The following is a 20,699-nucleotide window of genomic DNA, read 5'->3' as shown; positions in this document are numbered from 1 at the left end:
CCCAGACTGATGCCAGATCCGTGATGTTTCCCCCTGCAAGATTCGTGATTTACCCATGCCAGATTCGTGACCTGGGTGTGTGCAAGAAACGTGATCTGGGTGTGCAAGATGCGAGAGGCGCCGCTGCAAGATTCGTGACGTCCCCCTGCAATTTCGTGAGGTGGAGCGGTTTGAGCCCGGAGGTCTGCCGGTGAACGCCATGTCACCCGATCCGCTCTCACCGCAGGTGCCCACCACCCGCCATCCCGTCGCTGTCTGGCCGTGGCCGATCGCGCTGGGCCTGCTCACCATCTTCGGCCTGCTGTCCGCCCTGCTGGGCCAGCATGGCGTCTGGCTGGCCCTGTCATGGGCCGCCCTGTCTATTCCCCTCATCGTGACGGTCGCCTGTCTGTTCAAAGCATGGTGCCGCACATCGTCTGTCAAAGGAGGTCAGTCATGACCCCGATCTCGTTTTCCCCGTGGGATATGTTCCTCAACGCCGGTCCTGTCGTCCGCTGCGTGATGATCCTGCTGGCTGTGGCCTCGCTGCTGACCTGGACCATCTTCATCGCCAAGTCGATCGAACTGCTGCGCGTGCGCCTTAAACTCCAGAAGGCCGAAAAAGCGCTGGAAGAGGCCAATACGCTGGACCTTGGCGAGGAATGGACACGGGGGAATTCGTCCATCGCCCACACGCTGGTCATGGCCGCCGAGACCGAGCGCAAACGCTCTGCCGACATTCCTGACGACAGCGAGGGGCTGAAGGAACGCATCGTCCTGCACCTCGAACGTCTTGAGGCCGCTGAAGGACGCAGGCTCCTGCGCGGCACCGGTGTGCTGGCCACCATCGGGGCCACGTCTCCCTTTATCGGCCTGTTCGGCACGGTCTGGGGCATCATGACCTCCTTCACCGGCATCGCCGCCAGCAAGGCGACCAGCCTCGCCGTGGTCGCCCCCGGTATTGCCGAGGCCCTGCTGGCGACAGCGCTCGGTCTGGTTGCGGCGATCCCGGCGGTGGTGATCTACAACCATCTCGCCCGTCAGACAGCGTCCTGCCGCGCGCAGGTTGCCGACCTCACTGCGCTGGTCATGCGTCTGGTCTCACGCGATCTGGGCCGTACGCAGATGCTCATGGCGCAGGGCAATATCGTGCGCATTGGCCCGCAGGCGCGGGATGTCCGCACGGCGGCCGGGGAGTGAGCCGTCATGATCCGCATGCGCCATACCGATGAAAGCCCGCACGAAGCCAGCGAGATCAACGTTACGCCGTTCATCGACGTGATGCTGGTCCTGCTGGTGATTTTCATGGTCACCGCCCCGCTGACCACGGTGAACGTGCCGGTGGATCTGCCGTCCTCGAGCGAAAAGCCGACGCCGCGCCCGGACGACCCGGTGTTCCTGACAGTGAAGGCCGATCATGGTCTGGCGCTGGGAGAGGATGACATCACGATGGACGGTCTGGCGGGGGCTCTGGAGACCGCGACGCAGGGCAACAGGGACGAACGCATCTTTCTGCGCGCCGACAAGACGGTGGACTACGGCACACTGATGGGCGTGATGGATAAACTGCGCTCCGCTGGCTACCTCAAGGTTGCGTTGGTCAACCTGCAGGGACAGGAGGAAGGCAGCGAAGCTGGCACAACAATGGTGCCGACCGCCTCCACAACCTCGGGTAGTGCTCCTGCTACGGCTCCCGTTGCGGCAGGCACGCCGTGAGCAGTTCGACGGATATGGCGCAGGGGGCGGATATTTCCGTGCCATCGTCCTTCTCCGACTGGCAGAGGGGGCAGGCCCGTCTGGCCCGACGTCACGATGCGCTCCGCTGGGGCCTGTCCTTCCTCGCCGTGCTCGCGGTCAATGGCGGGGCGGTCTGGTGGATCATGCGTCTGCCGCCGCCCGTGATGGCCGTGCCCGAACCACCGCCTGCCGCCATTGCCATCGACATGGCGCCGGAACCGGTCTCAACACCCACCCCGCCCACAGACCTGCCGCCGGGACCACAGCAGACCCAGTCCATCCCCGATCCGGTGCCGGTCGAGCCGCCGAAGATCACGGCTCCGCCGTCGCCCGCGCCCAATCCGCCAGTCCCGGTGCCCAAGCCCGAGAAGCCGCGCAAGATCGTCAAGAAGAGCAAGCCGGTGCCGATGCTCAAAAAGCCCATCCCGGACAAAACGCCGCCCGCCGAGGCTACGACCGCGCCGCCGTCCTCGGAAGCGCCACCGGCGCCCACGCAGGCGGCTCCCGCTCCAGGCGCCTCATCTTCCAAGGCATCGCATGACCCGGTGACCTGGCAGGGCGCATTGCTGGCGCAACTGGAAAAGTTCAAGCGCTACCCGTCCGATGCCATGGCCGACCATCAGGAAGGTGTTCCGACCGTAACCTTCTCCATGGACCGCAAGGGGCACGTGCTCTCGGTGACGCTGGCCAGCAGTTCCGGTCATACGCTGCTGGATCAGGAAGCCATAGCGCTTCCCAAACGCGCCCAGCCGCTCCCCATCCCGCCGGACAGTGTCGCGGGGGATCCGATCACCCTGACCGTACCCGTCGAATTCTACATCCACCCCGACAGGAACTGAGGTTTCTGGCCATTCCCTTATTCTGATCGTGACAGGATCATCACCATGCTCGCCTTTTCCGAACACCGTCGTTCTCCGCCCGCCCTGAACCAGATCCGTCCCGGCATGGGCGCCAGTCGCAATGCGGTGCGCAAGCTTGAGGACCGCTGCCGGGAGGCGGGCGTGAAGATGACCGACCTGCGCCGGGTGCTGCTGCATGGCATCCTTGAGGCAGGCGCGGGGGCCACGGCCATCGAGATCTGGAAGACCCTGCGCACCATGACCGACGGCCATCCACCCAGCCAGGGCTCGATCCAGCGCAACCTGAACCTGCTGGTCGCCCGCGACATCCTGCGCCGCGACGTCTCGCCCGACCGGCTGTGGCATTACAGCATTGCGCCCGAACGCAAAGGCAGGCTGGCCGTCACCTTTGTCGAGGCGGGAACGGGCCGAAAGATTCCGTGCCGGATGCCGGAAGTGGCGGCCCTGTTGCGTCGGGCCGCGGCTGAACACGGGCTGGCCGTGCAGGCCGCCGCCATTACCGTGACGCCGGTACCAGCCGCGGGTGATGCGGACATCCGCTGAGCGCTGAAGCATTTTTTCATCCGGTCGCTGAAAAAACGCAGTGGCCGATCGTCTTTATAGACAGAGCCCTCCCGCAGGGACGGGACATCTTCCTTGAAATTCATTGCCTGGTTCGTCCGTCGCCCGGTAGCGACGCTCCTTCTGCTGCTCTCCGCCGTGCTGTCGGGCCTGATGGCGCTGCCTCTCCTGCCGGTCTCGGACCTGCCCGATGTTGACCTGCCGGTGATCTCGATCTCGGCGTCGAATGCCGGTGGCTCGCCCGAGGTCATGGCCCGCACGGTGGCCGCCCCACTGGAGCGGCATCTGGGCAATATCGCGGGCGTTACACAGATGATGTCTTCCTCCACACGGGGGCAGACCTCCATCTCGCTGGGCTTTGAACTGGGGCGCGATCTCAATGGCGCGGCCCGTGACGTGGAAGCGGCGATCAGGGCTGCCCGGCGCGACCTGCCGACCACGCCGGGATCGGACCCGCAATACCACCGCGCCAACCCCAACGCGACACCGGTGCTCATTCTGGCGGTGACACCGGGCATGCAGTCCATGGCGAAGCTGTATGATCTGGTGAACACGACGCTGCGCCCCATGCTGCTGCAGGTGCGGGGTGTGGGGGACGTTACCCTTATGGGCAGTTCAGCCCCCGCCGTGCGGGTGGAGATGAACCCGCTGCTGTTCTTCAAATACGGGATCGGGTTTGAAGACCTGCGTGCGGCCCTGGCCTCGGCCAATGCGCATACGCCCAAGGGCGTGATCGACATGGGCGACCGGCGTTACCAGTTGGCCGTCAATGATCAGGCCGAACACGCCGATGCGTATCGGGATCTGGTGATTGCCTACAAGAGCGGGCGTCCGGTCCGGCTGCGGGATGTGGCCACCGTGACCGACAGCATGCAGGACGTGAATGCCGCCGCGTTCTTTGATGGCAGACCAGCCCTAACCCTGATGGTGCGTGCCCAGCCGGGGGCCAATCTGGTCGGCATTGTCGATGCGGTGAAGGCCCGCCTGCCGCAACTGCGCATACTGATGCCGACCGGTGCGGATATTGCGGTCGCGCGGGATGGCTCGGCCGTGATCCGCTCCTCGCTGCATCACACGCTGGTGACACTGCTGGCCGCCTGCATTCTGGCACTGACCGTGGTGTGGGTGTTCCTGCGGTCATGGACGGCATCCATCGCAGCCGCGATCATTGTGCCATGCTGCCTGATCGCCAGCCTCGGGCCGATGCATCTGGCGGGGTTCGGGCTGGACAACCTCTCGCTCATGGCGCTGACGGTGGTCACGGGCCTGGTGGTGGATGACGCCATTGTGGTGATCGAGAACATCATCCGCATGCGCGAGCGGGGTCTTTTCATCGACGAGGCCGCCATTGCCGGGGCGAGCGAGGTGGCGTTCACGCTGCTCTCCATCACCGTGTCGGTGCTGGCGGTATTTCTGCCGATTGGACTGGCCTCGGGGCTGACGGGACGGCTGTTCCGGGAGTTTGCGGGCACCGTCGGCATTGCCGTGACCGTCTCGCTGGTTCTGTCCTGCGTGGTCACGCCGTGTCTGACGGCGTTGTGTATGCGGTTTGCCGAGGGAAGAGACGCCCGCATCAACGAAGAACAACCGACCGTAGCGGAAGATCATTCCCACGGCGTCGATGCCGCAGATTTTCTGGATCATGAAAAACACAGTGGCAGTCTGTATCGCCGTATTTTGGAAATCTGCCTGACCCACCCCGGCAAGACCGCGCTGCTTTTGCCATTGACCCTGCTGGTGGGCGTCTTTCTGTTCACCCGCATGCCAAAGGTCGTGTTCCCGCGTCAGGATATGGGCATCGTCTCGGGTGGATCGCGGGGCAGCGGCAGTTCGCTGGCCCAGACCAAGGCGCGGCTGGAGCGGTTCAGCAGGGTGTTGCTGGAGGATCCCGCCGTGACGCATGTGATCGCCTATCTGGATACCGGCGAAGGTTCCAGCCACGGTATGGTGTTCGCCACACTGCGCGACCTTTCCACCGGGCGCGCTTCAGGAGCGGAAGTCGCGGCCCGCGTCGTGGCCCGGATGGGGAAAGATATCCACGCCGAATATCATGCCCAGGCGCCCGGCAACATCATGATGCGGGTCGGCTCGAACAGCAGCGGGGTCAGCTACATCCTGCGCAGCGAGGATGACCGGCTTCTGGGACCGGCAACACGCAGGCTGGCAAAAGCCCTGCGGCATCACCCGGAGTTCACGGACGTGGACCTGGACGTCGATCCGCCCGGACAGAGCATTACGCTGGCGATCGACCGCGATGCCGCCGCCCGCGTTGGCGTGACGCCGCAGGTCATCGGTAACACCCTGTCCGATGCGCTGGGCCAGACCACCGCCTCAGTCGTCTACACCATACACGGCCAATACAACGTGGTGCTGACCGTGGAAAACCGCTTCCAGCGCGATCCCGAGATCCTGAAACAGTTCTGGGTCAGTCCGTCCGGGGGATCAGCGTCGGGCAGTTCGGCGTCCAACACCATCCGGGTGGTCACGTCGGCCACGGCCAGCACCACGGCATCGACCGGTGCGACGGCGTTTCGAAACCAGATCGCCAATTCACTGGCGGGCGGGGCGAATGCGTCCACCGGCTCGGCCGTGGCGACGGGAGCGGAGACGCTGGTGCCGCTGTCGGTGGTGGCGCGAATTACCCCCAGTCTCGACCCGGTGGCCGTGACCCATATCGGCTACGCCAGTTCCGCCGCGCTAGCGCTGGAACTGGCGCCGGGTGTCAGCCTGTCACAGGCACAATCCGTTATCGATCAGGAATGGCGCAGCCTGCATCTGCCGGAGACCATCACCGGGGAATTGCAGAGCGATGAAGGGGATGTTGGAAAAAGCACCCATGACAGCGAGATCCTGATCGTCGCGGCCATCCTGGCTGTCTGGATCACGCTGGGCATGCTCTATGAAAGCGTGTGGCACCCGCTGACCATTCTCTCCACCATTCCCTCGGCCGGGATCGGAGCCATCCTGGCGCTCAATCTGTTCGGGCTACCGTTCTCGGGCATGGCGGTGATCGCCATGCTGCTGCTGACCGGCATCTCGCTCAAGAACGCGATCCTGCTGGTGGATTTCGCCATCCACGCCGAACGCGAACGCGGCCTGACGCCGCGGGACGCCATTCGTGAGGCCTGCCTGCTGCGGCTGCGGCCGATTGTCATGACCACCTTTGCGGCGGCCCTTGGGGCACTTCCGCTGGTGCTGATGGGCGGCTACGGGATGGAACTACGCCAACCGCTCGGGATCGCGCTGATCGGTGGCCTTCTCGTCAGTCAGGCCCAGACCATGTTCACCACGCCGGCCCTGTATTTGTTGGTGGGGCGATGCGCCTCTTTTTTCAGGAAAGCAGAAACATCATGAGATTTTCCGGTCATGCGATCAGGGCAGGGGACTGACGGATGGACTGCCTGCGGCGGCTGAAAGGGCGGGTTTATCGGGAATGATAAAAATATATTCCGATATATCTTGACGTAAGATATATCGGAACGTATATCGGTAAGCATGAAACACAGAAACAGACACGCAGGCGGTCGTAACCGCCAGACTTTCTCCGCCGAAGGCATGGCCAGCGGTGGGGAACCCCGCCGCCATCACGGTCGCGGTGGACACCACGGCGGTGGTCGCCGTGGCGGGCGTCACCGGCTGTTCGATTATGGCGAGATGCGGCTTCTGGTCCTCTCGCTGATCGCTCAAAAACCAACCTACGGCTACGAACTGATCCGCATGATCGAGGAAAAGTTCGGTGGCAGCTACGCCCCCAGCCCCGGCGTGATCTACCCCACGCTGACCTGGCTGGATGAAGCGGGCTATGCCCGGATTGTCGAAGCCGACGGTCGCAAGAACTACCACATCACGCCGGAAGGCGAGGCCTTCCTTGCCGCCAGCCGTGCGGCCCTTGAGGAAATACTGGCCCGCGCCGCGACCGGCGCGGCAGAGGGCAGGGGTGGGCGCAAGGATGTCCCGATGCCGGTCATGCGCGGCATGGAAAACCTGCGCACGGCACTGCGCCTGAGGCTGCGCAACGGCGGCCTTGATACGGAAGCCGAAGAAAAGATCGCAGCCCTGCTGGATGACGCCGCCCGGGCGATCGGACAGGTCTGAAAGCGAGATTTCCTGCCCCGGTTGGCCAACAGGTCGCCCGGGCAGGGATGCCCCATAATCCCGCCATGTATGGATCTGTTGTTTATGGAATGTCATGGCGTGGTTTGTGAGTAACCGGACAAATGTTGCTCACGTTCCAGAATATCCATCCGGCTATCTGGAACATTCACCGCAATAGTCCTGGCCCATGTAGGAACATCAGTTCCGGCCCGGATATTCCCGATACTGCCCATTACATCATACGACCTCACATTCCAGTCCCCATGGCGCGACGGACCCGAGGTCGGATTGAAGGATATATCATGAAGCGTTCAATTCTGTTTGCCCTTGCCCTTGGCATCTCCCTTCCGCTGGCAGCCCAGGCCCAGTCCCCTGACCAGAACCAGGGCAGCGGGCAGGGCGAACATCGTGGCCATGGCGGTCACGGCCATCACGGTGGCAGGCATGGCGGCCACGGCAACCATGGGGGCCAGGGCGGCGACCGCCAGAATGGTGGTGACCAGAACGACGGTCCCGGTGGCCAGCGTGATGATCGCGGTGGTGAAAACCGCGGCGACCAGAACAATGGCCCCGGCGAGCGCGGCAACCGTGGTGGCGGCAGCCAGAATGGCAACTGGGGTGAACACGGCGGTGGTCGTGGCGGCGACCGCAATGGCGGTTGGAACCAGAACAGCAGCAGTTCCAACTGATCCCGTCCCTCAAGCGGAAGGCCCGGCGTATTGCCGGGCCTTTTTTGTTGAAAACACCGGAGACGCGCCATGCTGCCCGGTCATTGTGAACACACCCGGCAGAAAAGCACGCTGACAGGCAGGAACGCGCATGCAACCTGTCACCGGCCCTTTCCGTTGCACGTGGACCTGTCAGAGGAGGAACGTCATGTTCAGGATGCAGGTCAGAAATAATCCGGATATTCCCGTGCCGTCTGAACCGCCGACCACGGTGCCACCACCCACACCCATTCCGGATCCCGGGCCTGACCCGGATGACGGTCCGCTGGATGATCCCCGACCGGATATACCGGACTGGGGCAGTGATGACGAACCGCTTGATCCGCCCACGGATGACCCGCCTGATCCGTTTGCACCCAATGAGAAAGACAGGGGAAGCGTCGAAGACTGGTAAGCTGCGGGTTTACATTTCGTGACGGGAACACAGCCGGTTAGCGGATTAAGGTTGGGGTTCCAACAGGTGAGATGCCGCTACTCTCCATGTCCAACCATAATACAGGACGTGTCTTCACGTTCTTCGTACCTGTCCTCGTGATGGCTATATCAGGCTGTCACCAACTGCCCGACCATACCGATAAATGCTGGCGCGCGCCATCGTCGCACAATAGTAGCGTGCATGGCAGCATAACCACGGGCTTTGGCGTCGGCAGCGGGCACGGCATGATGGGTGGTTTTCCCATGGGCGGCATGACAGGCGCAGGCGGTATGCCCGGCCCGATGCCGACGGGTATGGGGCCCGGCATGGAGCAGAGCAGTCCCTTCACGGAAGAACAGACCGCCAGGAACAGCCTGCCAAAAGACTGCATGCCGCCTGATTTCCCCATGCGCGCACAAAGTTCCGCCCACCAGACGACCACCCCGCCAACCCAGCCTGCGGTCCAGCAGGTTCCCGATACGGTAGACGTATCCGGCATCCGCATCGGTCCGTGAACTGATCCATGTCTTATATCCATTCTGAATGGAAATGATCAGTTCTCATGTCGCATATACAGTACAGTCGCGACATAGAGTCAGAGGGCTGCGCGGGAGTTCGTGACGGGATGAGAAGAGGGGAGAGAGGCTCGCCTACGCCCGTCATGGAGTTCACCGTCATGACGATCCGAATGCCTGGATCAGCCAGGCCCCTGTCTGATCCGTTAAAGCCGATGTGCGATATCCGACTTCTGCCTCATCAGTCAGGCAATCGGCCTGCAACCCGAAAACTCGGGGCAGGACATCCGGCACGACCGTTTTTCAGACCGAAACCGGACAGGATTCCCATGGAGATCCTGCAGTCCAAGCAGGCTGCCGCCTGCAAGTCTTTCTATCCGGTTCCCCTATCACCGGCCAGATCGGTTGCGGCCGCGTAGCTTCGTGCCGTCTTAATCAGTTCCGTTCCGTAACTGCTTCACAGGCAGTCGGGAACACTCCGGTATGCCCCGGAAGCAGCATGGCATCGCCATTCATACCGGGAAGTCCTGCAGACATCAGGAACACGAAACAGATTGATCCCAACAGACAAGACATGGAGGATCTGAACATGGACGCAACGGAATACAGACCCGACAACAGACTTCTACGTCTACGGGAGGTTACTGAAAGAACCGGACTGAGCCGGGCAACCATTTACCGGCATATCAGTAAAGGGACGTTCCCCAGACCACGCAAACTGTCCAGCGGCACAATTCGCTGGCATTCCGGCATTATCGAGGACTGGATCAACACCGCTGGAACATCAGGCACCTGACCGGCGTTTTGTCGCAATCAGTTCCCCGAGGCTGACCTGGCCTTCGCTGACCAGGTCAGCCCAGACCTGCGCCAGTTCACGCCGCCGCTCCAGATAGATCGCCCGATTGTACGCGCCTTCCACTTTATCCTTGAGCGAATGGGCCAGCATCACATCGATCACCTGCCGGTCACTTCTGAAACGCTCGTTCATGATGGTGGAAAACGATGCCCGGAAGCCATGCGGTACATGGCAGTGATGGAAACCCGCACGGTTAAGCAGATAACCCAGTGCATTTTCACTCATGACCTGTCTGGGGCGACGCGTATTGGGAAACAGATGCGGCCATCGCCCGCTGAATGGCCGGAGCGCCTCAAGGGTCGCAACGGCCTGCCGGGAAAGCGGCACCAGATGGTCGCGCTTCATTTTCATCCGTTCCGCCGGAATATTCCACAGGGGCTTTGGTCCATCGAGACCCTCAAAGTCAGCCCATTGTGCGAACCGTAATTCGCCTGGCCTGACAGCCGTGAGATAGAGCAGCCGCAAGGCCAGAAGGGTCACGGGATGAGCCTCTTCGGCTTCTGTCCTGTGGACGAGGCTGCGTAAGCCTTCCAGATCCGTAATGGCGGGCTGCCGACCTCGTATGACGGGACGAAGGGCAGGCGCTACAACCGCAGCAGGATCGGAGGAACCACAACCAGATGCGATGGCATGCACAAACACATCGCTCATGCGCTGACGGATGCGGTGGGCCGTCTCGATTGCCCCACGATCCTCGATCTGCCTCAGCACTGCAAGGACGACGGGAGGGGTAATCCCATTGATCGGAACATGACCGAGTTTGGGAAAAATATCCCGTTCCAGACTGCGGATCACATCAAATGCATGGCGCGTGGCCCACAGAACCTTGCGCTGTTCATACCATTCGCGCGCGACAGCTTCAAAGGTCGTTGCCGTATTCACACGCGCGGCAAGGCGCACGATCTTTGCCTCCATCGAAGGATCACGACCTTCGCGAAGAATACGCCGGGCTTCTTCCCGCTCGGCCCGCGCTTCGGCCAGCGAGACACCAGGATAATGCCCGAGCGTCAGCAGTTTCTCCCGCTTTTCGAATTTGTAGCGGTACCGCCAGATCTTCTTTCCCGCCGGGGTGATATGCACGAATAGTCCGCCCGTGTCTGCCAGTCGCCAGGCCCTGTCTGCCGGCTTGGCCGAGCGGATTTTTGCGTCGGTCAGCATCGCAATCTCCATACCCGCTATGCCTGTTCTTCATACCCGCTCCATACCCGCTTTCTGACGAGATAGGATGAGACAAAACAGGAACTTTCGAGATGAAGAATGCGCCAAAACTGGCTGAAAACCAAGCTTTTTGACGCTATTTCACATTGTCTGAGAAGGAAAATTGGCGGAGGGGAAGTCCTCCTTACTAGCGTTCATGATCGTCCGCAGTCATTCAAAATCCGCTGTTTCCCGTCACATATCTGCGCCTGAATTATTCGCCATAGTCCCTATTTGTTCACTGGCAGCCGGATGCTACTTTGGGGCTGATTTGGGGGCCAGACCATGAGCAAGCTGACAGCGATAGCCGTAAAATCCATGACCATCCCGGGGCGATATGCCGATGGCAATGGCCTGTATCTGCATGTGAGATCGGCCGACAGGAAGAACTGGGTGCTGCGGTTCATGCTCAAGGGGCGCAGTAGGGATATGGGGCTGGGATCGTTCCCGGATATCTCTCTGGCCGCCGCCCGCATCAAAGCCCTCGAGGCTAAGGCGCTTATTCGGGAAGGAGTAGACCCCATTGAAGCACGGCGCGTTTATCGATCCCCGGAACCCGAGATGGCAAAAACCTTCCGATATGCTGCCCAAGCACTGATCGAAGACAAGCGGCCCGGGTGGAGAAATGAAAAGCACGCCGCCCAATGGAGCAGCACGCTAGAGCGATTTGCTTACCCGGTCATAGGAGATACGCCGGTTCAGGATGTAACCCTAGATCACGTTCTGGACATCCTGCGCCCGATATGGCACTGCATCCCAGAAACCGCATCACGGCTGCGAGGCCGCATCGAGAACGTGATGGACTCGGCCTATGCGCGCGGGTGGTGTGCGCAGGAAAACCCGGCCCGTTGGAAGGGGCGGCTCTCCACGATCCTGCCAACGCAATCCAGCATACGCGCCGTTGAGCACTATCCATCATTGCCATGGAGAAAGGCGCCAGATTTCTTGCTGGCCCTCTCTGAGCGTGAGGGAATGGCCCGATGGGCTCTCCTTTTCGCCATCCTCACGGCAGCCAGATCAGGCGAGGTGAGGGAGGCGACATGGGGAGAGATTAATCTTCATTCGCGCACGTGGACCATTCAGGCCGGACGCATGAAGGCCAAGCGGATGCATCGCGTACCACTCTCATCTCATGCCATGGCGGTGCTGGGCATGATGCTGCCTGACAAGGACGGCCCGGTTTCTTATGTGTTCCCGGGCAGGAACGGCCGGCCGATTTCGTCCATGGGCATGACCATGCTGCTGCGTCGGATGAATGGCATAGGCACAGACGACGCTGCTCATTGGAAGGATGGCCTTACCGGCGAACCTATCGTGCCGCATGGATTTCGATCGACATTCAGGGACTGGGCCGCTGAGGCGACAAACTATCCCCGCGAGATCGCGGAGGCGGCTCTGGCACACGAGAAGGACAATAAGGTTGAAGCCGCCTATGCCCGCAGCGATTTGCTGGAGCGTAGGCGGCCCATGATGCAGGAGTGGGGAGACTGGTGCGTCAGTCGGATACCTGGCGCCCATCAGGCTGATGGTAGGGCAGGGAGTTGATGTAGCTTTCCAGGCTATCAACCATGATCAGCGTTCGGCGACCGCATTTCCGGGCCTTGATCTTCCCCTGGCTCAACAGGCCGTAAAGGGTGGTACGACCAATGCCGCTCATTTTTACCGCGTCTTGGATGGATGCGGATATAGGCGATGCTGTCCGGTTCATTGTTTCACCCATTCCCCACCTCCAAAACCCGCCCGCTCTCCACCATAGCGCGCCGGGCCTGCGGCCGCGCCGCGACAATTTCCCCACGCCACCGCAGAAACACGCGGTCCTGGGTCTGGGCGACCAGCTCGACGGTTTCAGTCAGGTCGCCTGCTATGCGTAGGGTGTAGGTCATGCCGCCTCCCGCCGCGTGATCTCGTCATGGATCAATGGAATGACCACTTCATGCATTCGGCAGCGTGCATCCTGTTCACCGGACACTTCATCACCGACGATGTCGGCCCAGAAAATCTGGCGAAGAATAGGACGCTTCCATGCGCAAACGCCTGCAAGAATATGGGCAGTCTCAATATCAAGGTGTTCAATCAGCCTATGCGGCATGCGGTTTCCAGAGGGCGGAATGTCCTGATGCGCTATCCAGTCCTCAATGAAGTCCACTGCCTTCCGAAGATCCGTGACAGCATCCTGCTCAGACCCCTTACGCCCGCAGCGATAGACATACTGCCACGCCTGAGCCATGTCGCCGGACAGGTATCGGGTCACATCCCACGCCTGAAACTGCCCGGCCTGGTAGTGCGCGCCGCGTGTTGCGGCTGTTCCTTTCGTGCTGTCCCATCCACGATACCAGTCATCTTTTCCGGTATGGGCCTTGTGAATATCATCGGGAACCACTCGGGGCGCCCCACGCTCAGCCGCCCGGCGGCCGCGCTGGTAGGGAGTGTGTGTTTCGGTCACAGGTATTTCTCCATCAGGGCGCGGTTCTGGACCCATCCCCGGAAATTGCGTTGGTCGGTTTCGTCGTGGAAGCCGGGAACATAGGGTGTGGCCTGCTGCTCGAATGGGCTGGCGTGGAATGGCCGAGAGCGCGTCAAGCGCTCCCCAAGCGCCACATCCTCAGCAAGCGTAGATTTCCGGCCATCATGCGTCAGGTAGGACGTGCGGGCGCACCGGGCGGAAGATACGGCCCGTAGGTTTCCGGTCGGGTCCATCAGCCCTTGGTATTCGCGGATTTCCTCTGGCGTCACGAAAGGCAGATGCCACTGGCCGATATCGAGGGATTGCACGCGCGCGCTTTCCATAGCTTCCTTCATGGCCTGAGCCAGCGCACGGATTTCCGGCTGGGCGTCCTCATGGTCGCGCAGGGCGAAGAAATTGTCCCATTCCGTAGCCGTCACCACCACGTTGATGTGGGCGAACGGCTCAAGGATACGGTTGACGATCTGCTTGTGAGCACCGATCTCAGCCATTGCACGGGCATGCTCAACCGCACTGAGGAAAGCCATGGTCCAATGAGACTTAGCCACCCGCAACGCAATGCCGGTCAATGCCTTCTTGGCCTGCATGCCAGGCTGGTTGGCACCCCAGAATAAGGGTTCCACAGGATCGCGCTCCACATCCGCGATCATGCGCAAGACAGGGATCGCCCGGCTGCTAGAGGCATTGCGCGATAGATCCTCGCAATACATCATGCCATCGGCGATAGCCTCATAGAACAGACATTCGGGCTGGGTCTCGATGATGCGGTGCGTCAGTTCCTCGGCATGGATAAACCGAGGATACCTCAGCAGCAGCGTGTCGATCCGCTTCCCCGCCGCATCAACGCTGGCGAGGATTGAAGTGGCTGTGATGGTCATGCATCGCGCTCCGGCTGATCTGGCAGGCCGTTCCAGTCGCTCATTCCACCACATCCCGAAGCATAGAAATCAGGTCGGCCACCGTCATGCTTTCAACGCGGGCATCTTCGCGAACCATATCAACCAGAAGTTCTTTCGCCGCCTTGGCGCGGTCAACAGAAACGCTCTGGTATTCGTCGCGACCAGCCATATCCACTATATGATGGAAATCATCAAAATCCGGCTTATTGCTCATACCGCCGCACCTTCGTTGAGGGCTTTCTTCCTGAGCGCGTGGACATAATCCACGACATCCTCCACAGCATCACGGTATCCGAAATTATTGGACCACTCCGGGTATTCGCCCATAGCGGCATGATACAGGTCAGATATTACCTGCTCGCACTCGTCGCGCTCTTCAATTACTTGAGTGAGAGCCTTGTCGTCTTGTGCTTGCATCAGGGCAACTGCTCGTTTCAATTCTCCATTTTCATGAACAACCCTGTCATGGAGAGGCTGATTCGCCAGCAACCGCGCAATCTCCGCATCGCGGTCGCGTATTTCAGCTTTCAGGCCGCGAATAAGCGCCTCGGATGCCTGCGTTTCCATGTCGGCGCGGAGACATTCAATCTCCATATCCCGAACCGCAATTTGCGCGGCCATGTCAACGCGACGGACGAGAGGGCACCAGTCATCAGGGCCTGTGACCGTCTCCACATCCGCGCACGGCTGGATGGGGGAAATACCGGAACCCATCGCATGCAGCATCATGCAGAAGTTGGCTACATCTACTGGGTCGCCTTTTTCGACATGCTCATGCAGCATACGTGATAGGTCTGCGGGAGCGCATTTCTCCCATCCTCCACGGCCTTTGGTCATTGCTTTCTGCATCTTCTGAAACATCACGCCAGAGAATGCGTCGATCGCATCTTTATCCCTCGCCAGTTCCGCGCGCTGTGCTTCCGTCAGCCGCCCCGGCACAAGATACATCGGTGTTTCGTTCATCTTTATCGCTTCTTCCAAATCAACCTGGCGCTCGTCGTGGATCAGTTCTTCAGAACTGCACACTGTCACCAACCACCAGAACAAATGCGTCCCATGGGGACATTTCGATTTCCTGACAGACATGCAGCCTGAACTTGTCGCCTGAGTTGAGCGCGGTTATTCTATGCGCCCTCATGTGAAGCCTGACCTGCTCCATCCATGGTATTTCTGCCGTCAGATGGGCGGGTTCGGCGGCATCGCTTGTCACGCTTTCACCCCATCGCGGATGTGAAAGAACAGGCGAGCGCATGCGCGAACGTCAACCAACGCATCATGCGCCCCAATAAGCTCCTCTCCGAAAAAGTGGCGATAGCATTCGCCCAGCTTCGGCGCTTTAGGCTTATCTATGCCCGCCGCGCGCATGCGATCAGTTGGCGGCAAGTTCACGATCGGAGATGATTTCTCCATCGTGCAGGCGCGCCCAGACGGAAGCCGCCAGTTACGACCGGCGCGGGCATACATTGTCCCGATGATTTGCAGATCAAACTTAATGTTATGTGCCACCAACAGGTTGGCACGCTGGCTCAGGTCATAGAATGCAGCGGCGGCTACAACCTCACGGATGCCACACATATCAGCTATTGTTTCTGTAATTCCATGCACGTCTGAAGCCTGTTTTGGTATGTCCCACCCATCCGGCTTGATGATTACATTCATGCTGGCGCGCTCTGTTCCATCCGTCTCGGTAAGTATCGCCGCAAGCTGCACGCAATGCGGCTGATCCTCATGTCCTGACGCGATACGATAATTTGGCAGGCCTGTAGTCTCGGTGTCGAAAAACAGAATCATGCCGCCGGTTCCTCAATCGGAGCCGCTGCCAGTTCTTCGGCCTTCTGGCGTTCGGTCTGTTCGACCTCGCCCATGCGATCGCCAAGCATTTCTTGCACACGCTCGATGATGTCCGGCGCAATGGGGCGGCCAACTGCTTCGGCTTTCTCGATCGTCGCTTTCCATTTCTTCCAGAGGGCATCCACACACGCGATATTGCGGCAGTCAGCCAGCTTGTTCTCGAAATAGGCAATATGGTTGAACGGGCGATCCTGTTCGACGCGGCGCGTCTGCGGTGTCACATCAACAGGCCGCTGATTGGCCACGCTATTGCGGAAGTCATCCTGCGGAATATCGGCCGCTTCCTCTGCCGTAATCAGGCCGCGCAGCACATCGGGGAACGCATCACGCAGAGCAAACCCACGAGCACGCATCTGTAGCATACGCTTGGGATACTGCTTCCACGGACCCTGCTTGCTCCACAGGCCCGCATTCTTGGCATTCTCAACGCTGAACCGCGCTTCGACCGGGGATTTTCCTTTGCGTTTGGCAACGCAGATGGCGGTCATGGCATCGCCTTCGCCTTCCATCGTCTCAACCACGTCATCGCAAACGACAGATGCCTTCACGAGACCAAGCAGGGCATCACCCCAGACGCTCGGCCTGCCGTTAATGACCGCGATATTCTGAAGGGACTGCATCGGCGCAAGACCAAGCTCGGAACCCATCTGCACAGCTATCAGAACAGCCTGGGGCTTGCCGTTGTATGCAGCCGGAACCATGCCGCTACGTGACGCGATGTCCGCGAACTTCATAAGCTGGTCAAAGCTGGAGATCTGAATGGCGGGCGTATGGCCCTGCGCGGTGAGAGCGTTCATGCTGCAATTCCTTTCTTGCCACGGATCACGAGGCGCATTGCGCCGCCGTTGCTCAACGTGGCTCCATCAATTCTTTCACCCTGCTTGAGTGCTTTGGTGAGTTCAGCGCGATTCAGCTTATCCGGCTGCGGCTCGAACAGGTCGGGGCGCGCGGCGCGTAGGGCCTGTTCGTTCGTCACGGTCGCGGTCTGGGGCGACGTGGCCAGACTGCCGGTATAGTGCTCGCTCTCAAACGCGAGGACGCCGGTGCCCTCCATATCTCCTGCCAGCACCTTGCGCAGTGTGGCTGCCTGCGCTGCGGCTTCCTTGCCCCACAGCTCCAGCATGGCGATCTGCTCAAGCGCGATCTGGTCCACGTTCGCGCCGGTTGCTTTGGAAGCGACACGCGAGGCATTGAAAGTCTTGATTACCGGAGCGACCTGTTCGACGTAGATCCGGTCCATTACCGTTGCGAGACTGGACATCAAATCCGTCCCTCACCAAATGGCACCCGCTGGCCACCCGGGAGCCACACGGCGTTGTAATCAGGGAACGGCCACGCGGGGATTTCCAGATCGTCGCGGCCGGTGATGCGCTGCCAGTCGGTGCACGGGTCCATCATGCGCAGGTTCCGGCGTGCAGCCTCAAGCTGGCGGGGAGTGAGGTAAGTCATGGCTGGACTTCCTCAAAACGACCGTCGAAGAAATCCGCCGCCGGGCGCACCCAAACGCGGCCATCCGTCGTACTGGAATAGATCACACATTCCGCCATATCGTGCGGCCCCTCAACCTGAAGCGTTGCCCGACCGTGCACGACATACAGGCCACCACGTTTCTTGTGGCGATACATGGGTTCGCTCACAGCCCCTTCCTCCCCAAATGGTTCATCATGGTGCGCCGGTTGATCCGGACGCGGGCGTACTGGTGGGATGTCAGGGGGAAGGTCATTCCGCAGCCTCCAAGAACATAGAGCGCGATGCTTCCCATTTGTCTTCGAGTTCGATAAGGCCGCTATCAAGGCGTTTTACTTCGCCTTCAACCTCAGAAATACAATCCGGAAGCCAATCAAGTGTTTCCGCGCAACCATCGTTGCCGAAAAGCCATTTCGCCTCATAGAGGCAGTCCTTGAGCATCTTGGCCAGCTTTTCGGCACGCCGCGCCTTATCCGCAAGCGCCGAATTTTCCTTTCGGAACTGGCGGTCAATATCAGTCTGCGAACAACCGTCAGGAAGATTACTGCACATAATCAATTCCTCTCATTACTTGAAAAATACTCGGCCAACTCGGCCAGACTGCCGGGACCGCAATCCCGGTGGCCTGGGCGTGTCAGGGCATTGCGACAGTGGAAAACGCGTAGAACACCGTTCCCAGAAGCATGGCGCCGAGCAGGGCCATGCCGAGGAAGCGGGCCAGAAATGTATCCATGATCGGTGTGGTATTTTCGGGAGCTGCTTGGCGCTCAACCGGGGTATCTGTCACTGCCCATCTCCGTGTTGGTGATGGGAACATCATGCGGCCAAATGACCGCGCTCGTCAACGGTCAAATGACCGCACACAAGATTTTTTTGGTCATCTGGCCGCAACGTGGAAAACAGCTTTCCCGACTCTATGAGAACGCAATAAGAACATGGGGAGGAGATTCGCCATGCATACGCCCCAGAATGAAGCCTACGTGTTCCAAGCCTATAAGATGGAGGGGAGGGAAGGTGCTCAATATGCGTGGCCGACTGGCCTGGTGAGCTGCAAATCCAAGCAGGAGGCACTGATGCGGCTCTATCAGGTCAAATCAGGGCTGACCGATGATGTGGGAGCCAGCGTGTTCCGGTTCTATGTGGGGGAGGATGGTGCGCCACGGACCGAGACGCTGGAGGAAGTGGGGCGCGTGGCTGTGGTGCAGGCATGAAAAACCCCGCCGAAGCGGGGTAACTCTAGAACAGTCCGTGTGATACGCCAGCATGATAGAGGGCGGCTAAGATCCCACCAAAAAGGGTTAACCCGGACCCTATAGTGACAATTTTAGCAGTTGTCGGCAGCGCATCGACGCGACCCTTAATCTCTGCGACATTTGCGGCTGTGGCTTTAGCGGTCAATTCGCCTTTAATCTCAGATATATTGGCACTAATCGCCGCAATGTCATCTTTCGTCGCTGTAGACGATTTAATCTCGGCAAGAGTTTCCCGTATGGCGCTCAAGGTGTCCTTGATGCCGTCAACTTTAGTCTCTAAAGCTCCAACACGGCGATCCATATCTGGATCATGGGGAGGGCCTCCGCTTCCGTCAACTCCGTCTCCGCCAGATTTTTTGGTTTTTGATTTATCGTTATCGTAAACAAGATGAAATATATTGCTTAAATCATGATCTTTACTCATCTTTATCTATTCCGAGTAATTCATGGCAAACATCGATAAGCCTTTCGTGGTTCATTTTTAAAATTTCGAAGCGCTCATCTGTTATATTTATTCCTGCTTCAGATATTATTCCTTTAATTGTGAATATTGCCTGAGCGGAATTAATGGCAACTTTTGTTATCGCCATCCTGATTTGGTTATTAGTTAGAGGCGGTAAGTCTTCGATACTCATGCATTTAATCCTTGCGCCTATTTATTATTTTATTCGTATAACCCATATCCAAATTACGTATATCAATCACGCGGTCGGTTCTGCTATCGTTCCATGAGAACGAAAGGGAAACAATGGACGGGAACGCGGCAAAAGACCTACGGGTGCTTGGGGATGGGTCAGGCTGCATTGATGTCGATTCTGGCCTTGAGAAGCGCCATCAGGCCAAGTCGCTCTTCCTGGCTCATAGCGCGCCAGATCTTGAGGAGGATGCGCTCAAAGTCATCATGCGCGACATCACCTCCCTCCTGATCCGGAGAAGGACCGAAGAGCATGTTCGGAGTCAGCCCCAGAGGCTTCAAGAACTCAAATGGCGGCACATTCAGGGTGTGAGCTATTTTTACCACTGTGAGCAGATCAGGCGAAGTTCGGCGTCGGCGATGATTTCTCAATGCGTCGATACCGACGCCTGCCGCGCGCATGACGGATGACTCCGATGGCGATCCGGCGGCTTTCAGGGCTGCGTCATAGACGCTGAAGAACTCCTCTACGCTCATGTGGTCTTTTTGCCGTTTTTTGAAGAAATTTGCATGCGGTAATACGACCGCACTTTCTTGTTGACGAAGCGGTCAAATGACCGCATTGTTCCGTTATGGAACTCACAGAGAAGCTCGCGAAACTGACTGATGCCTACTGCGAGGCGCGTGGCGTATCGGTCGCGACAGTTTCGGGGATCATTTTCAAAAATAGCCGAACCCTTCCACGAGTGAAGTCTGGTGGGGATCTTAAGACACGCAGCTATCACCGTGCGGTCGCATGGATAAGCAACCACTGGCCTTCCGATAAGGAATGGCCGTCCGATATTGCGCGCCCTGTAGCCGAGGGAGGGCGCGTGTAATGCCTGTGTACTTCATTCGGTCTGGAAGTGATGGACCGGTAAAAATTGGCAGCACGAACAATGTTCGACGCCGCATGCAGATGCTCCAGACGGGTAGCGCGAACCAATTGGTATTGCTGCGCGCCTTTGTTGGGGGCGAAGCGGAAGAAAAGGCTATTCATAATCGTTTGTCGCGTTTCCGGGTTTCTGGGGAATGGTTTGAGGCATCTGACGAAGTTCTAACAGCCTGTCGGATTGGGCATTTGGGGGCTGATAACGCCGCGGCTGAGCGGGCTTATGCTGCCTGAAGCCGCGCCATTCTTTTGCAGTT

At 59.5% G+C, this 20,699-nt stretch carries 30 protein-coding genes; 13 read left to right on the top strand and 17 right to left on the bottom strand.

Annotated elements, in window-relative coordinates:
* Window positions 1-199: 199 nt before the first annotated feature.
* From DY926_RS10950 to DY926_RS10900, 10 genes are all read left to right on the top strand, one after another.
* A complete protein-coding gene (locus DY926_RS10950) occupies window positions 200-439 on the top strand; it encodes a hypothetical protein (protein ID WP_116703425.1) in 240 nt (79 codons plus the stop codon).
* Complete coding sequence (exbB, locus tag DY926_RS10945; protein WP_116703404.1) at window positions 436-1,179, top strand: tonB-system energizer ExbB; 744 nt, start codon at window positions 436-438, stop codon at window positions 1,177-1,179. Before DY926_RS10950 ends, exbB begins: the two co-directional genes overlap by 4 nt.
* 6 nt (window positions 1,180-1,185) lie before the next feature.
* Window positions 1,186-1,695 carry a TonB system transport protein ExbD gene (exbD, locus tag DY926_RS10940; protein WP_116703403.1) on the top strand — a complete coding sequence of 170 codons (510 nt, stop codon included), beginning with the start codon at window positions 1,186-1,188 and terminating at the stop codon, window positions 1,693-1,695.
* A complete protein-coding gene (locus DY926_RS10935; protein ID WP_116703402.1) occupies window positions 1,692-2,555 on the top strand; it encodes an energy transducer TonB family protein in 864 nt (287 codons plus the stop codon). Before exbD ends, DY926_RS10935 begins: the two co-directional genes overlap by 4 nt.
* Window positions 2,556-2,600: 45 nt before the next feature.
* On the top strand, window positions 2,601-3,119 hold the full coding sequence (locus DY926_RS10930) for a Fur family transcriptional regulator (protein WP_116703401.1): 519 nt from the start codon (window positions 2,601-2,603) through the stop codon (window positions 3,117-3,119).
* Window positions 3,120-3,212: 93 nt separating this feature from the next.
* Window positions 3,213-6,491, top strand: coding sequence for an efflux RND transporter permease subunit (locus DY926_RS10925; RefSeq protein ID WP_116703400.1), 3,279 nt, complete (start codon window positions 3,213-3,215; stop codon window positions 6,489-6,491).
* A gap of 141 nt (window positions 6,492-6,632) precedes the next feature.
* Complete coding sequence (locus DY926_RS10920) at window positions 6,633-7,232, top strand: PadR family transcriptional regulator (protein ID WP_186336150.1); 600 nt, start codon at window positions 6,633-6,635, stop codon at window positions 7,230-7,232.
* Between the two features lie 302 nt (window positions 7,233-7,534).
* The gene (locus DY926_RS17290; protein ID WP_158551959.1) at window positions 7,535-7,921 is read left to right on the top strand and encodes a hypothetical protein; all 387 of its coding nucleotides are present in this window, start codon (window positions 7,535-7,537) and stop codon (window positions 7,919-7,921) included.
* Window positions 7,922-8,440: 519 nt separating this feature from the next.
* Entirely contained in the window at window positions 8,441-8,890 is a 450-nt protein-coding gene (locus DY926_RS10905; RefSeq protein ID WP_241503169.1) for a hypothetical protein, read from the top strand.
* A gap of 499 nt (window positions 8,891-9,389) precedes the next feature.
* Window positions 9,390-9,686, top strand: coding sequence for a helix-turn-helix transcriptional regulator (locus DY926_RS10900; protein WP_338034339.1), 297 nt, complete (start codon window positions 9,390-9,392; stop codon window positions 9,684-9,686).
* Here the strand turns inward: DY926_RS10900 and DY926_RS10895 are convergent.
* Window positions 9,675-10,904: a tyrosine-type recombinase/integrase gene (locus tag DY926_RS10895; RefSeq protein ID WP_116703423.1), complete on the bottom strand. Its 1,230-nt coding sequence runs from the start codon at window positions 10,902-10,904 to the stop codon at window positions 9,675-9,677. The two genes, DY926_RS10900 and DY926_RS10895, sit on opposite strands and share 12 nt — an antisense overlap.
* A 324-nt stretch (window positions 10,905-11,228) precedes the next feature.
* Here DY926_RS10895 and DY926_RS10890 point away from each other — a divergent pair, with 324 nt between their 5' ends.
* A complete protein-coding gene (locus DY926_RS10890; RefSeq protein ID WP_116703395.1) occupies window positions 11,229-12,488 on the top strand; it encodes a tyrosine-type recombinase/integrase in 1,260 nt (419 codons plus the stop codon).
* Here DY926_RS10890 and DY926_RS18115 read toward each other — a convergent pair.
* The 13 genes from DY926_RS18115 to DY926_RS17285 all read right to left on the bottom strand — a co-directional run bounded on the left by DY926_RS18115 (window position 12,439) and on the right by DY926_RS17285 (window position 18,411).
* Window positions 12,439-12,600, bottom strand: coding sequence for a helix-turn-helix domain-containing protein (locus DY926_RS18115; RefSeq protein ID WP_408886054.1), 162 nt, complete (start codon window positions 12,598-12,600; stop codon window positions 12,439-12,441). The genes DY926_RS10890 and DY926_RS18115 overlap by 50 nt on opposite strands.
* Window positions 12,601-12,655: 55 nt before the next feature.
* Window positions 12,656-12,826 (bottom strand): hypothetical protein, encoded by a 171-nt coding sequence (locus DY926_RS17550; RefSeq protein WP_186336149.1) that lies wholly within the window; start codon window positions 12,824-12,826, stop codon window positions 12,656-12,658.
* Entirely contained in the window at window positions 12,823-13,386 is a 564-nt protein-coding gene (locus DY926_RS10880; RefSeq protein WP_148707763.1) for a DUF3310 domain-containing protein, read from the bottom strand. Before DY926_RS10880 ends, DY926_RS17550 begins: the two co-directional genes overlap by 4 nt.
* Window positions 13,383-14,285, bottom strand: coding sequence for an FAD-dependent thymidylate synthase (locus DY926_RS10875; RefSeq protein WP_116703392.1), 903 nt, complete (start codon window positions 14,283-14,285; stop codon window positions 13,383-13,385). Before DY926_RS10875 ends, DY926_RS10880 begins: the two co-directional genes overlap by 4 nt.
* A gap of 40 nt (window positions 14,286-14,325) precedes the next feature.
* A complete protein-coding gene (locus DY926_RS10870; RefSeq protein ID WP_116703391.1) occupies window positions 14,326-14,520 on the bottom strand; it encodes a hypothetical protein in 195 nt (64 codons plus the stop codon).
* Complete coding sequence (locus tag DY926_RS17635; RefSeq protein WP_206609044.1) at window positions 14,517-15,353, bottom strand: hypothetical protein; 837 nt, start codon at window positions 15,351-15,353, stop codon at window positions 14,517-14,519. Before DY926_RS17635 ends, DY926_RS10870 begins: the two co-directional genes overlap by 4 nt.
* Window positions 15,354-15,512: 159 nt before the next feature.
* Window positions 15,513-16,097 (bottom strand): 3'-5' exonuclease, encoded by a 585-nt coding sequence (locus DY926_RS10855; protein WP_116703389.1) that lies wholly within the window; start codon window positions 16,095-16,097, stop codon window positions 15,513-15,515.
* Window positions 16,094-16,954, bottom strand: coding sequence for a recombinase RecT (locus DY926_RS10850; protein WP_116703388.1), 861 nt, complete (start codon window positions 16,952-16,954; stop codon window positions 16,094-16,096). Before DY926_RS10850 ends, DY926_RS10855 begins: the two co-directional genes overlap by 4 nt.
* Complete coding sequence (locus DY926_RS10845) at window positions 16,951-17,418, bottom strand: siphovirus Gp157 family protein (protein WP_116703387.1); 468 nt, start codon at window positions 17,416-17,418, stop codon at window positions 16,951-16,953. The genes DY926_RS10850 and DY926_RS10845 overlap by 4 nt, the downstream gene beginning before the upstream one ends.
* Window positions 17,418-17,606 carry a class I SAM-dependent methyltransferase gene (locus tag DY926_RS10840; protein WP_116703386.1) on the bottom strand — a complete coding sequence of 63 codons (189 nt, stop codon included), beginning with the start codon at window positions 17,604-17,606 and terminating at the stop codon, window positions 17,418-17,420. The genes DY926_RS10845 and DY926_RS10840 overlap by 1 nt, the downstream gene beginning before the upstream one ends.
* Window positions 17,603-17,794, bottom strand: coding sequence for a DUF1653 domain-containing protein (locus DY926_RS10835; protein ID WP_116703385.1), 192 nt, complete (start codon window positions 17,792-17,794; stop codon window positions 17,603-17,605). Before DY926_RS10835 ends, DY926_RS10840 begins: the two co-directional genes overlap by 4 nt.
* Before the next feature lie 82 nt (window positions 17,795-17,876).
* Complete coding sequence (locus DY926_RS10830) at window positions 17,877-18,176, bottom strand: hypothetical protein (RefSeq protein WP_116703384.1); 300 nt, start codon at window positions 18,174-18,176, stop codon at window positions 17,877-17,879.
* 82 nt (window positions 18,177-18,258) lie between these two features.
* On the bottom strand, window positions 18,259-18,411 hold the full coding sequence (locus DY926_RS17285) for a hypothetical protein (RefSeq protein WP_158551957.1): 153 nt from the start codon (window positions 18,409-18,411) through the stop codon (window positions 18,259-18,261).
* Window positions 18,412-18,697: 286 nt separating this feature from the next.
* Here DY926_RS17285 and DY926_RS17280 point away from each other — a divergent pair, with 286 nt between their 5' ends.
* On the top strand, window positions 18,698-18,835 hold the full coding sequence (locus DY926_RS17280; protein ID WP_158551955.1) for a hypothetical protein: 138 nt from the start codon (window positions 18,698-18,700) through the stop codon (window positions 18,833-18,835).
* A 25-nt stretch (window positions 18,836-18,860) separates the two neighbouring features.
* Here DY926_RS17280 and DY926_RS17015 read toward each other — a convergent pair whose 3' ends face one another.
* The 3 genes from DY926_RS17015 to DY926_RS10820 all read right to left on the bottom strand — a co-directional run bounded on the left by DY926_RS17015 (window position 18,861) and on the right by DY926_RS10820 (window position 20,048).
* Window positions 18,861-19,301, bottom strand: a complete 441-nt coding sequence (locus tag DY926_RS17015) for a hypothetical protein (RefSeq protein ID WP_148707762.1) — start codon at window positions 19,299-19,301, stop codon at window positions 18,861-18,863.
* Window positions 19,294-19,512: a hypothetical protein gene (locus tag DY926_RS17010; protein WP_148707761.1), complete on the bottom strand. Its 219-nt coding sequence runs from the start codon at window positions 19,510-19,512 to the stop codon at window positions 19,294-19,296. The genes DY926_RS17015 and DY926_RS17010 overlap by 8 nt, the downstream gene beginning before the upstream one ends.
* Before the next feature lie 158 nt (window positions 19,513-19,670).
* A complete protein-coding gene (locus DY926_RS10820; RefSeq protein WP_116703382.1) occupies window positions 19,671-20,048 on the bottom strand; it encodes a hypothetical protein in 378 nt (125 codons plus the stop codon).
* A gap of 340 nt (window positions 20,049-20,388) precedes the next feature.
* Here DY926_RS10820 and DY926_RS10815 point away from each other — a divergent pair, with 340 nt between their 5' ends.
* On the top strand, window positions 20,389-20,676 hold the full coding sequence (locus DY926_RS10815) for a GIY-YIG nuclease family protein (protein ID WP_158551953.1): 288 nt from the start codon (window positions 20,389-20,391) through the stop codon (window positions 20,674-20,676).
* Window positions 20,677-20,699: the final 23 nt, after the last annotated feature.

Source organism: Komagataeibacter melaceti, from assembly GCF_003403295.1.
Classification (GTDB): Bacteria; Pseudomonadota; Alphaproteobacteria; order Acetobacterales; family Acetobacteraceae; genus Komagataeibacter; species Komagataeibacter melaceti.
The sequence above is the reverse complement of the archived record's forward strand: the minus strand, read 5'-3'. Positions and strand labels throughout refer to the sequence as shown.

Excerpts from the sequence above, each read along its gene's own strand:
- DY926_RS18115 (WP_408886054.1), bottom strand. The coding sequence starts at position 12,600 with ATGAGCGGCATTGGTCGTACCACCCTTTACGGCCTGTTGAGCCAGGGG.
- DY926_RS17015 (WP_148707762.1), bottom strand. The coding sequence starts at position 19,301 with ATGAGTAAAGATCATGATTTAAGCAATATATTTCATCTTGTTTACGAT.
- DY926_RS10815 (WP_158551953.1), top strand. The coding sequence starts at position 20,389 with ATGCCTGTGTACTTCATTCGGTCTGGAAGTGATGGACCGGTAAAAATT.
- DY926_RS10890 (WP_116703395.1), top strand. The coding sequence starts at position 11,229 with ATGAGCAAGCTGACAGCGATAGCCGTAAAATCCATGACCATCCCGGGG.
- DY926_RS10895 (WP_116703423.1), bottom strand. The coding sequence starts at position 10,904 with ATGCTGACCGACGCAAAAATCCGCTCGGCCAAGCCGGCAGACAGGGCC.
- exbD (WP_116703403.1), top strand. The coding sequence starts at position 1,186 with ATGATCCGCATGCGCCATACCGATGAAAGCCCGCACGAAGCCAGCGAG.
- DY926_RS17290 (WP_158551959.1), top strand. The coding sequence starts at position 7,535 with ATGAAGCGTTCAATTCTGTTTGCCCTTGCCCTTGGCATCTCCCTTCCG.
- DY926_RS10845 (WP_116703387.1), bottom strand. The coding sequence starts at position 17,418 with ATGTCCAGTCTCGCAACGGTAATGGACCGGATCTACGTCGAACAGGTC.
- DY926_RS10850 (WP_116703388.1), bottom strand. The coding sequence starts at position 16,954 with ATGAACGCTCTCACCGCGCAGGGCCATACGCCCGCCATTCAGATCTCC.
- DY926_RS10820 (WP_116703382.1), bottom strand. The coding sequence starts at position 20,048 with ATGAGCGTAGAGGAGTTCTTCAGCGTCTATGACGCAGCCCTGAAAGCC.
- DY926_RS10840 (WP_116703386.1), bottom strand. The coding sequence starts at position 17,606 with ATGACTTACCTCACTCCCCGCCAGCTTGAGGCTGCACGCCGGAACCTG.
- DY926_RS10920 (WP_186336150.1), top strand. The coding sequence starts at position 6,633 with ATGAAACACAGAAACAGACACGCAGGCGGTCGTAACCGCCAGACTTTC.
- DY926_RS17550 (WP_186336149.1), bottom strand. The coding sequence starts at position 12,826 with ATGACCTACACCCTACGCATAGCAGGCGACCTGACTGAAACCGTCGAG.
- exbB (WP_116703404.1), top strand. The coding sequence starts at position 436 with ATGACCCCGATCTCGTTTTCCCCGTGGGATATGTTCCTCAACGCCGGT.
- DY926_RS10870 (WP_116703391.1), bottom strand. The coding sequence starts at position 14,520 with ATGAGCAATAAGCCGGATTTTGATGATTTCCATCATATAGTGGATATG.
- DY926_RS10830 (WP_116703384.1), bottom strand. The coding sequence starts at position 18,176 with ATGTGCAGTAATCTTCCTGACGGTTGTTCGCAGACTGATATTGACCGC.
- DY926_RS17280 (WP_158551955.1), top strand. The coding sequence starts at position 18,698 with ATGCGGCTCTATCAGGTCAAATCAGGGCTGACCGATGATGTGGGAGCC.
- DY926_RS10905 (WP_241503169.1), top strand. The coding sequence starts at position 8,441 with ATGTCCAACCATAATACAGGACGTGTCTTCACGTTCTTCGTACCTGTC.
- DY926_RS10930 (WP_116703401.1), top strand. The coding sequence starts at position 2,601 with ATGCTCGCCTTTTCCGAACACCGTCGTTCTCCGCCCGCCCTGAACCAG.
- DY926_RS17010 (WP_148707761.1), bottom strand. The coding sequence starts at position 19,512 with ATGAGTATCGAAGACTTACCGCCTCTAACTAATAACCAAATCAGGATG.
- DY926_RS10875 (WP_116703392.1), bottom strand. The coding sequence starts at position 14,285 with ATGACCATCACAGCCACTTCAATCCTCGCCAGCGTTGATGCGGCGGGG.
- DY926_RS10950 (WP_116703425.1), top strand. The coding sequence starts at position 200 with ATGTCACCCGATCCGCTCTCACCGCAGGTGCCCACCACCCGCCATCCC.
- DY926_RS10900 (WP_338034339.1), top strand. The coding sequence starts at position 9,390 with ATGGCATCGCCATTCATACCGGGAAGTCCTGCAGACATCAGGAACACG.
- DY926_RS10855 (WP_116703389.1), bottom strand. The coding sequence starts at position 16,097 with ATGATTCTGTTTTTCGACACCGAGACTACAGGCCTGCCAAATTATCGT.